Origin of the sequence: Acinetobacter sp. YH12106 (genome assembly GCF_013418995.1) — a bacterium.
Taxonomy (GTDB): domain Bacteria; phylum Pseudomonadota; class Gammaproteobacteria; order Pseudomonadales; family Moraxellaceae; genus Acinetobacter; species Acinetobacter pseudolwoffii.
In genome coordinates, this window is record NZ_VPAV01000001.1 from 317423 (window position 1) to 330965 (window position 13543).

Sequence of the window (13543 nt, forward strand, 5' to 3'; positions counted from 1 at the left end):
ATGACAGAGTCGAATTTGCCTACATTCACGAAACCTGAATTGCCAATGAATATTCAAAAGATTCGTGAATATTTGCCCCATCGTTATCCATTTTTATTGGTTGATCGCGTGGTCGAGATTACCGAAAATGGCATTGTTGGTTATAAAAACGTCTCAATTAATGAAGAGTTTTTGCAAGGCCATTTCCCGAATTATCCAATTATGCCGGGTGTGCTGATTGTTGAAGCACTGGCACAAATCTCGGGAATTCTGGGTTTTGTGATGAACAATGAAACACCAAGTGCGGGTTCATTGTTCCTTTTTGCCGGTGCGGAGAAGGTTAGGTTTAAAAAACAGGTGGTTGCAGGCGATCAATTGGTATTAAAAGCTGAATTGGTGATGCAAAAGCGCGGCATTTACAAATATAATTGTATTGCCACTGTAGATGGCGTCGTCGCAACAACCGCGGAAATTATGGTTTCGCATCAAAAAGTCGAGCAGGCATGAGCAATAATCCCCTTATTCATCCAACTGCCATTATTGACGCATCAGCAGTCATCGCTGCTGATGTAGAAATTGGTCCATACTGTATCATTGGGCCAAACGTCACTATTGGTGCGGGTAGCAAACTTCATTCACATGTAGTGGTGGGTGGCTATACGCGTATAGGTGAATATAATGAAATTTTCCAGTTCGCCAGTGTAGGCGAGGTTTGTCAGGATCTTAAGTATGCCGGTGAAGAAACCTGGCTTGAGATTGGCGATCACAACAAGATCCGTGAGCATTGTAGTTTGCATCGTGGTACCGTTCAGGATCAGGGTTTAACCAAGATTGGCAGTCATAATCTTCTAATGGTCAACACGCATATTGCCCATGACTGCATGGTCGGTGATCACAATATCTTTGCCAATAATGTCGGTGTGGCTGGACATGTTCATGTCGGGGATTATGTGGTCATTGGTGGAAACTCAGGGATTCATCAATTCTGCAAGATTGACTCTTATAGCATGATTGGCGGAGCATCACTGATTTTGAAAGATGTGCCGGCCTATGTGATGGTGTCAGGTAATCCTGCGCACGCTTTTGCTATGAATATTGAGGGAATGCGTCGTAAGGGCTGGTCTAAGGCCATAATTGACGGTTTGCGTACTGCCTTTAAACTGATTTATAAATCAGGTTTAACCACTCAGGAAGCAATCGAGCAGATTCGTAAAGATATCTTGCCGGAAGTTACCGAAGCACAACGTTTGATTGATTCTCTTGAACAATCCAAGCGTGGTATTGTGCGCTAAAATATTTCAAGTAAAAAAAGACACCTTTAAGGTGTCTTTTTTATTGCTGAATTAAGGGTTATCTAGAAGATTATTACTTAAAAAATTTAGCTTCTTCAGATTGCGGGTAATTACTGAGTAATTTGTTCTTGTACTGGGTGGCAATGGCCGGTTTTTGCTCGACGTCCTTGCTAATGTTATGCAGTTGATAAAGCGCACGCGAAGCACGGGTCGACTTTGGATAGCGGTCTGCCACAATGGTGTAATTGCGTTTTGCTTCTTCAAAATTTGGCGGATCGATGGCCAGATTGAATTCTGCTAACCAGAAATAGGCATTGCTGATATACACACTATTCGGATTGTTTTTAATAAAGTTCTGCATGGGTGCAATGGCTTTGGCTGCACCGCCATTTTTATAGGCATCTAAGGCTACTGTATAGGCTGCTTTGTCCAGCTCGGTGGGCTGTTGTCCGCTGCTCGCTGTATTGATCTCATTCGCATTTAAACTGGGAGAACTATCCTGTGGGTTGTCCTCCGTTGGGTTTTCTTCAGCCGGTTCAATTTTTTGCTGTAACAGTTCCAGGCGCTGATCGAGATCGGCATAGCGATTGGTCAGTTCGCTTTTCAGTTGGGCAATTTCATTTTCCTGTTCTTCCATTTTGCCGCGCAAGATCCGCAGATCACTTTCCAGTTGCTGGTTTTTTTGCATAATCTGCCAGCTGGTATTGGTTTGCACAGGTGTCGATACGCCGGCAGAACTCGCAGACTGGGTATTCATTGACGCTTGATTGGCAGTCTGGCTCAAGCCACGCGATTCAATTGGAATATTGGCAAATAGCGGTGTGGTAAAGAGTGCTGTCACTGCACACAATACGGTCTTTTTAAACATCATAAAATTTCCATAATTCTTTGTGAGATACGTATCCGCTGCTCATCTTTTAAAGAAGATCATTCATATACATTGCACACATTAAAAACGGCATTTTTAGAAATTGCAACAAGGTTTTACAAAGATCATGCGAATCTGGGTGTTGATGGATTGATTATGAAGATCGCTTGAAAATCAGCAGAAATATTAATATTGTTTTTAAAATAATCAAACGGATAGCTTGATGGATTATTTTAAGGAACAAAGCTTGCAACTTGATTAAAAATCTCTATACTCTGTTTTTGTAATGGTAGCCCTGCTGGTTACTTCGCAATTGTACTCTATGAACCCCGCCAGGACCGGAAGGTAGCAACGGTAATAGAACTATGATGTGCCGGAGCTTTGCTGGTAGGGTTGCCACCATATTTTTAAATAATAAAAACATTTTATCCCAGCCTATTAATCTCAAAGCTCACTTCTAATATCAGCTAATTTTTAATATTTTATTATCCCGATAATTCGTTCTGCTAGCGAACTGATTTTCTCATTTTAAGATCAATCTGCAAACACTTTTGTAGTGGGTCTATTAATGAATCTGAATACAAATTAATCTTCCACTTTATGGTTAATCGCCTTAATAATCGTATCCATTTCAAAACCACGGTACATCAGAAAACGGATCTGTTTGGCCTTGAGCTTCGGATCTTTAGTAACTTCCGCCCCATATTTTTTGACTTTCAGCGCATAGGCTTGCTGCACCCAGTCAGTTTCTTTCAGTTCTTCTGCGATTAAAGCCGTATCAACTTTCTTGTTTTTTAATTTCATTTTAATCTGATTGGGGCCTTTGCCTTTACGCTTTTGGCTCGACAGCATGGTTTCTGCGACACGCTGATCACTCTGATAATTCTCTCGTGATAATTCTTCAACTAATTCCAGCACTTCATCGCGATCCTCTGCATATAGGCATAGCTTCTCGATCAGTTCGGCTTTGGCATATTCCTTGCGGGTCAGTACGGCAAAGGCATACGAACGCAAACGCGAGCCAGTTAAGCCCGGTTTTTTCTTTTCATCATCAAGGGTATCAAACAGGCGCTCTTCTGAGTCGAAAGTGGGTTTTTGTTTCAATGTGTTTTGCTGGGTCGCTTGATCATCAGCATCGCCAAATTGCTGTTTTAAAGTTTCATAATCGAGCAGTTTGCTGAATTTTGCCTCTGACATCTTTCTCTCGCATTTTATCATCTACCCATAATAACAAAACGCCCCGTAGGGCGCTGTGTCGTGATGTTTAAAGACTAGGCAAATAATAGATTAGGCATCTAAAAGATCTGCTTCTTCTTTATTATCTTCTTCAGTGATCACGGCTTTGGTCAGCAGTTGCTCGCGAATCAGCTTTTCAATGGTTTGTGCCATTTCTTTATGCTCTTCCAGATAACGGATGGTATTGTTCTTACCTTGGCCAATTTTGTCGCCTTGATAAGAATACCACGCACCGGCTTTCTGCACGATTTCTTGCTGTACAGCAAGATCGATCAATTCACCTAGATGGTTCACGCCTTTGCCGTACAGAATCTGGAACAGCGCTTCTCTAAATGGAGGTGCCATTTTGTTTTTCACGACTTTGACTTTGGTTTCAGAACCAACGATCTCGTCACCTTCTTTCACCTGACCAATACGACGGATGTCTAGACGTACAGATGCATAGAACTTCAATGCGTTACCGCCAGTCGTGGTTTCCGGGCTACCGAACATGACACCAATCTTCATACGAATCTGGTTAATGAAGATCACCATACAGTTGGAACGCTTGGCATTACCGGTGATTTTACGCAGTGCCTGGCTCATCAAACGGGCTTGCAGACCCATATGCGAGTCACCCATTTCGCCTTCAATTTCCGCACGTGGCGTTAGAGCAGCTACAGAATCGACCACGATCATGTCAATTGCACCAGAGCGTACCAGCATATCTGCGATTTCAAGCGCCTGTTCACCGTGATCGGGTTGCGATACCAGCAGGTTGTCGATATCTACGCCAAGCTTACGCGCATATTGCGGATCAAGTGCATGTTCGGCATCGATAAATGCACATGTACCACCGGCTTTTTGACATTCTGCAATTGCTTGCAGGGTCATCGTGGTTTTACCTGATGATTCAGGACCATAAATCTCGACGATACGGCCCTTCGGTAGGCCACCAATACCGAGTGCGATATCCAGGGTTAAAGAACCTGTAGATACAGCTTCAACAGCCTGAACGGTATTGTCACCAAGACGCATGACTGTATTTTTACCAAACTGTTTTTCAATCTGGCTTAAGGCAGCATTAAGCGCCTTGTTTTTATTCTCATCCATCTTACAACCTCAATACGATGTCACTCAGTTAGTACTCAAGTGGATGTCTTAAATTAGAGCTTTGTTCCACAGGCGTATAGTGACAGAATTTTCCCTAGTGTTCTATCAATGTCAGCGCATGTACGACACATTCTGACGCTTGAATTTAATCGTCATTATACGACCATGACTGATCAAAACTCTGACTATTTTCATTTTTAAATTTACTGATATCCCGGCGATCTTTCTTACTTGGACGATGATCGGGACGAGCTAGATTATGCAACTTTCTTTGTGAGGTAATCAATTCCCGTCGAGCAATACTGACTTCGGTTTCTTCATACAGTTTTTGTGCCACAGGTGCGGGCCCACGAACATCGGAAAGTTCTTTCACCAGGACGGTTTTCTTGTCGATGCCTTGCTGAATCGTCAGTTCCATGCCAACACGAACTTCGCGTGATACTTTGACACGTTCACCATTGTGGTGGACTTTACCACCTTCAATTGCATGTTTGGCAATGGAACGGGTCTTGAAAAACCGTGCTGCCCAAAGCCATTTGTCTATACGCATGCCTACCGCATCTTCGGGTAAAGACGATTTACGCATATTTTTTCTCTACCTCAGCCTGATTTAAATAAGTGATTAAATCTGTTAATTGGTGCAGCATCGGATAATTGCAAGTCTCGCGTGCGACTTTGGCCGAAGAGGGTTGCTGGATACTGAGCAGGTTTTCAATCCCGTAGGCTTTGGCCCCATTCAGGACTTTTTCAGTATCATCAATAAAATAAGCATGTTGCGGATCGAAGGGATGCATGGCGTTCAAGCCTTGCCAGAATTCAACAAATTCTTTGGCGTGCCCAATCGTTTCTGAACTGACAATCACATCAAAATAATGGCTTAAATTTAAGTGATCCAATTTAAAGGCCAGTCCGGCACAATCGGCATTGGTGGCCAGCCAGATCGGGTAGCCATTCGTTTTCAGATAATCCAGTAATTCGAGACAATACGGGCGTAAAGCGACTTTGTCTTTATGTTCAATCTGCATCGCCAGAACATCAACTTCGACTTTAGCCGTCCAGAAGCGTGAGGAGTACCAGTTTAGGGTATGATTATGTTCCTGATAGAATGCGGAGAGGGTCGCCTGACTGTGTTCCATGCTACAGCCATGTGTGGCAGCATAACGCACAGGCAGCAACTCATTCCAGATGAAATCATCGTAGGCAAGATCAAGTAAAGTTCCATCCATATCGAAAATTATGGTAGGTTTTTCAGAGCATTTTGACATATTTAGGTTTTCTATGTTTAAAGCAATAGCAGCACCACAAGATCCGATGATTTTGCAGTTTGTGCCCATTTTGACACAAGCCTGTGAAATTTTGCGAGAAGAATATCAGCGTTATTGTTCTGGTGCGGCTTTTGATGTCATCCAAAAAAATGATAATTCTCCGGTAACTCAGGCAGACTTAAGGGTCAATACTTTTCTAACTCAGGCTTTGGCAGATATTTCAGACTTGCCTTTATTGTCAGAAGAAGGAAAAGAACATGAGCGTCGTTCATGGCCAGAATTCTGGTTATTAGATCCGCTAGACGGCACCAAGGAGTTTTTGCATCAGCGGCCTGAATTCACCATCAATTTGAGTTTGGTTCGTGGAAGTTTGACGACTTTTGCCATATTGGCAGTACCAGAACAGCAAATGATTTATTTCTGTGCAGAGCAGGGGCTACCTTATAAATATGACCTTCAGCGAGATACGTGGTTTGGCTATGAAGCAGCGCCAACAGACCAAAGAATTGCGATTGGTCTGAGTCAAAGTAGCCAGCAGAAACCGAAATATGTCGACTATTTACAGCATCTGGCCAAACTTACCGAATATACAGAGTTCAAAGCGGGCAGCGCCTACAAGTTTTGTATGATGCTGGAAGATCAGGTGGATATCTATCCACGTTTTCATCCGACTTCGGAATGGGACACTAGTGCTGGTCAATGTATGCTGGAACGGATTGGTGGTGGTTTGGTCGATTTAAAAGGACGGCCATTTATTTATAATCATCGCGATACCTTGCTCAATGGCGGATTTATTGCCTATAAAAATAATAATATGAAAAATATTGCATTACAGGCGGTGGCTGACATGCAGGCCGAGCATTGAGCAAAATCCTGAGCATGGTATAGTGATGATTAACTCATTACCAATCCAGTTGGCTGTCACGTGTCCCTGAAACTGCTTCCACCGAGTATGTTAAGTGCAATTGATTTATTGCCTGATGTACAGACGCCTGTCACCTTATTCACACGCCATTCGGTTCGTGAAGATGTTCCGGGTCAAGGTCTGGCAGGTTATGACCTGCAATTGACTGGTCAGGGGCGGGATCTGGCACAGGAATGGGGCGCTTATCTGGCTGATCAGACAGATCGTGTAATTCATCACTGTATTTCGAGCCCGATCCAGCGCTGTATTGATACTGCTGCGCTCATGATTGAAGGTGCGGATGCGGTTACCCCTGAGCAGAATACCCATCGTATTGAAATTATCGAACAGGGATTGCTGGTCGAGCCGGGCAGTTTTGTGCTGGATATTCAAAAAGCCGGTCCTTATTTTGCCAAGCAGGGCGCTCTCGGTTTTGTGAACAGTTTTGTGAATAATGCCTTGCCGGGGATGAAACAGCCGATTCATGGTGTGGTGGATGTGCTGGAACTGATTTATAACACCCATCCGCAAAATAAGTATGGGCTGAGTCTGGCGGTCAGTCATGACACGATTCTGGCAGCGATGATTGCCGTAATGTCCGGGCGTCAGGACATCAGCCGAGAAGACTGGCCCAAAATGATGGAAGGTCTGTTTGTCTGGTTCGAGGGCGATGTTTTTCTGGAATCAAAACTGAAATGGATCTGGCGTGGTCAGGTACATGAGCTGGATATTGCTGATTTTAAGCGTTCCCAGTAATTTTAATTCAATAGGTATTCATTTATCATAAAGGAAGCCCAATCGCAGATATGATTGGGCTTTTTACATATAGGTCTGTTTTTTTCTAAATATTGGCTTTTAAACGCTGAGGATAGGCATTGAGATCAAGCAGGTCACCTGTATCATTCAGCGGCCAAAGAGGACTATTGACTGGAACCTGTTGCTGATGAATGCGACTATATTTGTCGGCGGCGATCAGTGTTGCGATGTCATGTTCCGGAAGGCTGTAAGCTGTAACGACTTGTTGGGGATAGCGGGTGCGTATATAAAAATCTACTTCATTTTCACCCTTATATCGGGCAAAGATATATTCTACTGCGGGCAAATACACACCATAGCCTAACCAGGCATCTACGCCTTGAGATGCCTGAAGTTCAGCAGTGCCTTTCATATTGGAAATCACCCGGCCTAAAATGTCTTTTTCACCTTGGGTCTTAAAGTATTCAATATATTGCTGTTCGATTGCTAGAAACTTCTCTAAAGATGGTAAATATTTTGTAATCATGGTTTTTACTCCCTTCACAGCCAGCAAAATAGTGACAAGCTTAAAATTATAGTGATGTAAGCAATATGATTTAGAATACCATAATTTTTATATGGGATTGTATCAGAGTAAAAAATTGAAAATAAAAATGAGAAACATACAGAATCAGTTTTTAGCAGACACAAAAAAAGCCCTAAAAAGGGCTTTTTTCATTGCAACAAATTAGTTAGCTAATGCTTTAACTTGTGCGTTCAAGCGGCTCTTGTGACGAGCTGCTTTGTTTTTATGGATGATGCCTTTGTCAGCCATGCGGTCGATTACTGGAACAAGCGTTTTGTACGCTTCAGTAGCAACAGCATAGTCATTAGTGCCGATAGCAGCTAATGTACGTTTAAGATAGGTACGAACCATAGAACGCAAGCTTGCGTTGTGTTTGCGTGCTTTAACGTTTTGACGAGCACGTTTTTTAGCTTGAGCAGAGTTTGCCACTCGTGCACTCCTTGAAATAGATTGGTCTGGGCGGGCTGAAACTCAACTGAAAACCATCATCAGAGGAATTATCACCAGCCCGTAAACAAGTGCCATATTTTGATTAAACTGAGCACCGAAGTCAAGTCTTGACATGCTTTGACAACATTTTAGATGCAGAAAAATTCTAAAGAAAACGTTAGATTAGTATTCTACCTAGGAGATCGTATAAAAAATGACTAAATCGCTGATTCATCCCATCGTCATAGGTGCCACCGGTTTGGTGGGAAAACAACTCTTAAAACGTCTGCAAGACGAGCCAACTTGCCAGCATATTACTGCAGTGGTCAGAAAATATCAAAATGATCTGGATAGTTTGGATAAAGTCCAGCAATTGGTACTTGAAGATTTTCTGATGCTGAATGATCAGGATGTCAGCGAGCACAGTCACGGTTTTAGCTGTTTGGGCAGTACCATGAAACAAGCCGGATCCAAGCAGGCCTTTTATAATATTGATTATACTATTAATGCCCATTTTGCCGAATTGCTGCAACAGACTTCAGCGCATTACTTGCTGTTGAGTGCGATGGGCGCCAACTCCCAGTCTCATTTTTATTATAATCAGGTTAAAGGCCAGCTAGAAGAATATGTACAGACCTTGAGTCTGGATAAAATCAGCCTGATTCGGCCTTCATTATTAATTGGCGAACGTCCCGAGCAGCGTTTTTTGGAGGATGCCGCACAGCAGGTTTATCATAAAATATCGCGTTTTATTCCGGATAGTTTTGCGTATAAGCCAGTGACAGCCGATCAGGTGGCTCATACTATGGTCGAGGCCGCGCTAACTCAGACGGTAAAATTTGAAATTTATGATAATTTACGCATACAAAAAATGAAATGAGGGGAAAACACCGTGTCTACAGCAGCATTTGTCACCTGTGACTTGTTAGATGATCATCCAGACCTAGAGCTTCAGGTGGTGACACCTTGCCTGGACGGTAAATTTTTTAAGAGTTATGGGGCGCGCAAAACCTTTGGCGGTCAGATTGTGACAGTAAAATGTTTTGAAGATAACTCACGGGTGAAAGAGTTATTGGCCACAGATGGAACGGGCAAGGTACTGGTGGTCGATGGCGGTGCATCGATGCGCTGTGCCTTGATGGGTGACCTGATTGCGGAATCTGCGGTCAAAAATCACTGGAATGGTGTGATTATTTATGGTTGTGTGCGTGATGTCGATGCGATTGCTGAATTAGACCTTGGTGTACATGCATTGGCGGCTATTCCACAGAAGAGCAATCGCAAGGGCGTGGGTGAGGTGGATATCACCCTCTGTTTTGGTGGAGTCACGTTTAATGCTGGCGATTATGTCTATGCAGACAATAATGGCATTGTGGTCTCTAAAACAGCCTTAGTGGCTTAATTGGCCAAGTGCTACATTAAAGAATAACAACAAAACTGATCTATACCGCGAAAGACAGGATGCTTAGATTCTGTCTTTCAGTTGAATAAAACAAAAACAGGAAAATATTATGTTGGGTCATCAAATTAAAGTTGCACAAGCTTTGGCCTCTGCAGTCGCTCAAGGTGGACGTGGCATGGTCGGTACACCATTTCCGAATCAGCCTGAAAAAGCCTTAAAGCTCTATGAATATGAGGGTTCGCCATTTTGTCGCCGGGTGCGTGAAGTCATGACTTTGCTGAATCTGGATTATGAAGTCTATCCATGTCCACGGGGTGGTACTCATTTTCGTCCCGAAGTTCAGCAATTAGGCGGAAAACTCCAGTTTCCATTTCTGGTAGATGAAAATACGGGCGATCGACTTTATGAATCGCAAGATATTATTCATCATCTGTTCAAGCACTATGGCAAAACAGGCAAGACACCCAAAAAATATGCTCACTATCCCAAAATTCCGGTGGCTGCAATTGCTGGCACAGTCATCAACGGTTTACGCGGAGGAATGGTGAATCCCAAGATCAAGGATCGGCCAACACCTGAACAGTTACTAGAATTATGGGGTTTTGAGGCCAGTCCTTATACCCGGATCGTACGCGCCGTGTTGAGTGAGCTGGAAGTTCCCTTTATTTTTCACAATGTCGCCAAAGAACGCTGGCAGGATTATGGGCCAGCCAAGTTGCGCTTAAGACCGGGGAAATATGAACCACTACCAGGCGGGAAGCGTGAACATTTATTTGAAATGATGGGAAATAATATTCAGGTTCCTTATCTGGTCGATCCAAATACAGGCGTGAATATGTTTGAATCAGCTGAGATTGTAAAATATTTAAAACAGCAATACGGCGCCGCTTAAAATATTCAGCCTATTAAAACTCTAAAATTGTGCTTAAGAAATGCCATTCACTGCGTAGATGGCATTTTTTTATGCTGGTTTTAAGCAGACGGTATTTAGAATATCCCTATGAGGCTAGAAAGAAATAGCATAAAAATGAAATAAATCATGATTTTTAGAGTTTTTTTGGTTATATTTTACTCTTCAAGGTGACATAACAATAAATATAAGGGGCGTGCTTATGACAGCACTAGAGGCAGTCTTGCCAGTACCTGTATTAATCGTTGAAGATGAGTATGTCATTCAACGACGTTTAAAAATTATATTAACCAATTTGGGCTATAGCGAAGATGTTCTGCTCTTTGCCAATAATCTTAAAGAAGCATATTTCATTTTAAAACAACAGCCGATTTCACTGGCATTAGTCGATTTGGGGCTGCCGGATGGAAGTGGGATTTCGATTATTGAAAAAATTCGCGAAAATGACGCACAAACTCTGATTTTGGTGGTTTCGGCCTGGAGTACGCAGAACAGTTTATTTACCGCAATTCAGGCGGGTGCCACCGGTTATGTATTAAAAGAACGCGATGATGTGGAGGTCACTTTGGCGATCCGCAGTATTTTACGGGGTGGCGCGCCAATTGATCCTTTTATTGCGCGGGAAATTCTCAAGCAGATTTCTATACCTGCTTCATCACCACCAGTCGAACGCAACCACTCGGATGCCGAGCAGGAAGTGCTGACCCATCGGGAAAAAGAAATTCTGTCACTGGTCGCACAAGGCCTGAGTAATCGAGAGATTGCCGAGCAACTTTGTGTGTCACGTTATACCGTCGAAAGTCATATCAAGCATATTTACCGGAAACTGTCCGTCAGTCGGCGTACCAAGGCAGTCAGTACCGCACGGCATTTAGGAATTCTGTGATGCATCCAGCTCGTTCTGGAAGCAGGCAGCGACAGAGATTGCAATGGATCGGTATTTTGCTCTTTTGCTGCTGGCTGTGTCTGTTAAGTGGTATGAGTCAGGCGCAAGACCATTTTCAGGTCAATGATCTCTGTGATGTAAAGATTGACTACATTCAAAAGGTTCAGGTGCAAAATCCTAGCCAGATGCCTGCATCTGGCTGGCAAAGTGTCAGTTTACCGGATAACTGGCAGCGTAACTGGAAAGATTATCATGGTGGGGCCTGGTATAAAATTGTTTGGAACTGGTCATGCCAAGACAATATTCGTCTTGCAGAACCGATTGCCTTTTCCATTGATTATATTAATTCGGCCGGCGCCGTGTTCCTGAATGGTGATTTACTCTGGTCAGATCAACACCTGCAAGAGCCATTGTCAAAAAGTTGGAATATGCCGCGTTACTGGATTTTGCCCATCAGTGGCTTAAACAAGGGCAGTAATGAAATTCTGGTTTATGTACAGGGTTATAGTTTTCAGAACGCCGGACTGGGTAAAATTGAATTTAATAATGTGCTGGTCAATAGCCAGAAGTATTTAGGCGAAATCTGGGATCGCCGCACGCTGTTTCAGATGAATATGATTTTCTCAGCAATGATTGGGATCATCTGCTTCATTGTCTGGCAATTTCGACGTTCAGAAACCACCTTTGGCTGGCTGGCACTCAGTTCATTCCTATGGATTCTGTTTATTTCCAATGTACTGACCACAGAAAGCTTTCCGTTTCGCTCCAGCATCGCGGCCAGCAAAGCCAATATGCTTTGTTTTATTGCCTATATCCACTGTTTTAGTCTGTATTTGATCCGCTTTTTAAAACAGAGATTTAAGTATGTGGAGCGGGGATTTATCCTGATCACGCTTTTATTTGCTCTGCTGATTGTGATGAGTTCCTTGGATTATCTGGGGCAGGTACTGGGCACAGCATTTATTTTCTATGTGGGATTATTTATAAGCTGTATTATTTATGTGAGCTATCACGCACTTAAAACCCGCAATGGGGAATATCTTTTCCTGATGCTGTGTCTGTGGGGGATTTTGTTATGTGTAATCGTAGATCTGATCATTTTAAGTCAAACGGCAATTAGTGATTTTTCACCTTTATCACCCTATACCTCACCGATTATTACCCTGTTTGTGGTACTGATTATGGCCACGCGGTTGAATCGTAATGTCAGGAAAATCGAAAAATTTAATAGCCAGCTAGAACGTAAAGTCCAGCAGGTCGGCGCTGATCTGAATAAAAGCCTGAACGATAAACATCAACTGGAGCTGGATAATGTCCGCTTACAGGAGCGGATTAACTTATCGCATGAACTGCATGACGGGCTAGGAGGCTCGATTGTGCGCTCTATGATTCTGGTCGATCAGAGTACTGACAGCATTCCCAACCGACAGTTTCTTTCCATGCTGAAATTGCTCAGAGATGATCTCAGACAAATCATTGATAGTGGTTCGTCTATCGAAAATAAAGTACCGGAAACCCCACTACTCTGGATTGCCCCGGTACGTTATCGTTTTACCCAGTTGCTGGAAGAGATAAATATTGAGGTTGAATGGTTATTTCCAAAAGTCTGGCAGCGTGAACCGACCGCATTGCAATGTTTGACCCTGATTCGGGTGGTCGAAGAAAGTCTGACCAATATCATTAAGCACAGTCAGGCCAGTCAGGCGAAAGTCAGTCTGGAATATTTTCTGCCACATCAACTCACCTTAAGTATTCAGGACAATGGCGTTGGGTTTGATGCTGAAATAGTGCAAAAAAATGGTCTGAGTATTGGGATGCGCAGCATGAAAATGCGGGTCGAACGTATGGGAGGCGTGTTTCAGATTGAGTCTGAGAAAGGGCATACAGTGATTCAGGTCGTATTAGAACTCTATCAACCCTAATCTTTGCAAATAAAAAGAGGATTATTTAATCCTCTTT

General features: G+C 43.1%; 16 protein-coding genes and 1 other RNA gene. 10 read left to right on the forward strand and 7 right to left on the reverse strand.

Annotation, left to right across the window (positions count from 1 at the left end):
* Both fabZ and lpxA read left to right on the forward strand, forming a co-directional pair.
* On the forward strand, positions 1–486 hold the full coding sequence (gene fabZ / locus FTU45_RS01630; protein WP_171063349.1) for a 3-hydroxyacyl-ACP dehydratase FabZ: 486 nt from the start codon (positions 1–3) through the stop codon (positions 484–486).
* Positions 483–1271: an acyl-ACP--UDP-N-acetylglucosamine O-acyltransferase gene (gene lpxA / locus FTU45_RS01635; RefSeq protein WP_180075796.1), complete on the forward strand. Its 789-nt coding sequence runs from the start codon at positions 483–485 to the stop codon at positions 1269–1271. The genes fabZ and lpxA overlap by 4 nt, the downstream gene beginning before the upstream one ends.
* A gap of 73 nt (positions 1272–1344) precedes the next feature.
* Here lpxA and FTU45_RS01640 read toward each other — a convergent pair whose 3' ends face one another.
* Positions 1345–2142: a YbgF trimerization domain-containing protein gene (locus tag FTU45_RS01640; protein WP_074382857.1), complete on the reverse strand. Its 798-nt coding sequence runs from the start codon at positions 2140–2142 to the stop codon at positions 1345–1347.
* A 293-nt stretch (positions 2143–2435) separates the two neighbouring features.
* Between FTU45_RS01640 and ffs the strand changes: the two genes are divergently transcribed.
* Positions 2436–2532, forward strand: an RNA gene (gene ffs / locus FTU45_RS01645) — signal recognition particle sRNA small type.
* Positions 2533–2724: 192 nt separating this feature from the next.
* Here the strand turns inward: ffs and FTU45_RS01650 are convergent.
* The 4 genes from FTU45_RS01650 to FTU45_RS01665 all read right to left on the reverse strand — a co-directional run bounded on the left by FTU45_RS01650 (position 2725) and on the right by FTU45_RS01665 (position 5732).
* Positions 2725–3336 carry a regulatory protein RecX gene (locus FTU45_RS01650; RefSeq protein ID WP_180075797.1) on the reverse strand — a complete coding sequence of 204 codons (612 nt, stop codon included), beginning with the start codon at positions 3334–3336 and terminating at the stop codon, positions 2725–2727.
* Positions 3337–3426: 90 nt separating this feature from the next.
* Positions 3427–4467, reverse strand: coding sequence for a recombinase RecA (gene recA / locus FTU45_RS01655; protein WP_005096717.1), 1041 nt, complete (start codon positions 4465–4467; stop codon positions 3427–3429).
* A gap of 145 nt (positions 4468–4612) precedes the next feature.
* Positions 4613–5053 (reverse strand): RNA-binding S4 domain-containing protein, encoded by a 441-nt coding sequence (locus FTU45_RS01660; protein WP_005096718.1) that lies wholly within the window; start codon positions 5051–5053, stop codon positions 4613–4615.
* Positions 5046–5732, reverse strand: a complete 687-nt coding sequence (locus FTU45_RS01665) for an HAD-IA family hydrolase (RefSeq protein WP_035337664.1) — start codon at positions 5730–5732, stop codon at positions 5046–5048. The genes FTU45_RS01660 and FTU45_RS01665 overlap by 8 nt, the downstream gene beginning before the upstream one ends.
* A gap of 13 nt (positions 5733–5745) precedes the next feature.
* Between FTU45_RS01665 and FTU45_RS01670 the strand changes: the two genes are divergently transcribed.
* Positions 5746–6597, forward strand: coding sequence for a 3'(2'),5'-bisphosphate nucleotidase CysQ (locus FTU45_RS01670; RefSeq protein ID WP_100355033.1), 852 nt, complete (start codon positions 5746–5748; stop codon positions 6595–6597).
* Positions 6598–6657: 60 nt separating this feature from the next.
* Positions 6658–7392, forward strand: a complete 735-nt coding sequence (locus tag FTU45_RS01675; protein WP_034608526.1) for a phosphoglycerate mutase family protein — start codon at positions 6658–6660, stop codon at positions 7390–7392.
* Positions 7393–7477: 85 nt separating this feature from the next.
* On the opposite strand, the gene FTU45_RS01680 is transcribed toward FTU45_RS01675, so the two are convergent.
* Entirely contained in the window at positions 7478–7918 is a 441-nt protein-coding gene (locus FTU45_RS01680; RefSeq protein ID WP_100328696.1) for a hypothetical protein, read from the reverse strand.
* A gap of 201 nt (positions 7919–8119) precedes the next feature.
* On the reverse strand, positions 8120–8386 hold the full coding sequence (gene rpsT / locus FTU45_RS01685) for a 30S ribosomal protein S20 (protein ID WP_005171172.1): 267 nt from the start codon (positions 8384–8386) through the stop codon (positions 8120–8122).
* 214 nt (positions 8387–8600) lie between these two features.
* Here rpsT and FTU45_RS01690 point away from each other — a divergent pair, with 214 nt between their 5' ends.
* The 5 genes from FTU45_RS01690 to FTU45_RS01710 all read left to right on the forward strand — a co-directional run bounded on the left by FTU45_RS01690 (position 8601) and on the right by FTU45_RS01710 (position 13506).
* Positions 8601–9266, forward strand: a complete 666-nt coding sequence (locus tag FTU45_RS01690; RefSeq protein WP_180039795.1) for an NAD(P)H-binding protein — start codon at positions 8601–8603, stop codon at positions 9264–9266.
* A 12-nt stretch (positions 9267–9278) separates the two neighbouring features.
* Positions 9279–9788, forward strand: coding sequence for a ribonuclease E activity regulator RraA (gene rraA, locus FTU45_RS01695; RefSeq protein WP_180075798.1), 510 nt, complete (start codon positions 9279–9281; stop codon positions 9786–9788).
* A 109-nt stretch (positions 9789–9897) separates the two neighbouring features.
* A complete protein-coding gene (locus tag FTU45_RS01700; protein WP_074382852.1) occupies positions 9898–10680 on the forward strand; it encodes a glutathione S-transferase N-terminal domain-containing protein in 783 nt (260 codons plus the stop codon).
* Between the two features lie 220 nt (positions 10681–10900).
* Positions 10901–11584 (forward strand): response regulator transcription factor, encoded by a 684-nt coding sequence (locus FTU45_RS01705; RefSeq protein WP_005096728.1) that lies wholly within the window; start codon positions 10901–10903, stop codon positions 11582–11584.
* Positions 11584–13506, forward strand: a complete 1923-nt coding sequence (locus FTU45_RS01710) for an ATP-binding protein (RefSeq protein ID WP_180075799.1) — start codon at positions 11584–11586, stop codon at positions 13504–13506. The genes FTU45_RS01705 and FTU45_RS01710 overlap by 1 nt, the downstream gene beginning before the upstream one ends.
* Positions 13507–13543: the final 37 nt, after the last annotated feature.

Bases quoted from the DNA above. Each gene is read 5' to 3' on its own strand.
- recA (WP_005096717.1), bottom strand. From the start codon at position 4,467: ATGGATGAGAATAAAAACAAGGCGCTTAATGCTGCCTTAAGCCAGATT.
- FTU45_RS01710 (WP_180075799.1), top strand. From the start codon at position 11,584: ATGCATCCAGCTCGTTCTGGAAGCAGGCAGCGACAGAGATTGCAATGG.
- FTU45_RS01665 (WP_035337664.1), bottom strand. From the start codon at position 5,732: ATGTCAAAATGCTCTGAAAAACCTACCATAATTTTCGATATGGATGGA.
- FTU45_RS01650 (WP_180075797.1), bottom strand. From the start codon at position 3,336: ATGTCAGAGGCAAAATTCAGCAAACTGCTCGATTATGAAACTTTAAAA.
- lpxA (WP_180075796.1), top strand. From the start codon at position 483: ATGAGCAATAATCCCCTTATTCATCCAACTGCCATTATTGACGCATCA.
- FTU45_RS01705 (WP_005096728.1), top strand. From the start codon at position 10,901: ATGACAGCACTAGAGGCAGTCTTGCCAGTACCTGTATTAATCGTTGAA.
- FTU45_RS01700 (WP_074382852.1), top strand. From the start codon at position 9,898: ATGTTGGGTCATCAAATTAAAGTTGCACAAGCTTTGGCCTCTGCAGTC.
- FTU45_RS01670 (WP_100355033.1), top strand. From the start codon at position 5,746: ATGTTTAAAGCAATAGCAGCACCACAAGATCCGATGATTTTGCAGTTT.
- FTU45_RS01660 (WP_005096718.1), bottom strand. From the start codon at position 5,053: ATGCGTAAATCGTCTTTACCCGAAGATGCGGTAGGCATGCGTATAGAC.
- FTU45_RS01640 (WP_074382857.1), bottom strand. From the start codon at position 2,142: ATGATGTTTAAAAAGACCGTATTGTGTGCAGTGACAGCACTCTTTACC.
- fabZ (WP_171063349.1), top strand. From the start codon at position 1: ATGACAGAGTCGAATTTGCCTACATTCACGAAACCTGAATTGCCAATG.
- FTU45_RS01680 (WP_100328696.1), bottom strand. From the start codon at position 7,918: ATGATTACAAAATATTTACCATCTTTAGAGAAGTTTCTAGCAATCGAA.
- FTU45_RS01690 (WP_180039795.1), top strand. From the start codon at position 8,601: ATGACTAAATCGCTGATTCATCCCATCGTCATAGGTGCCACCGGTTTG.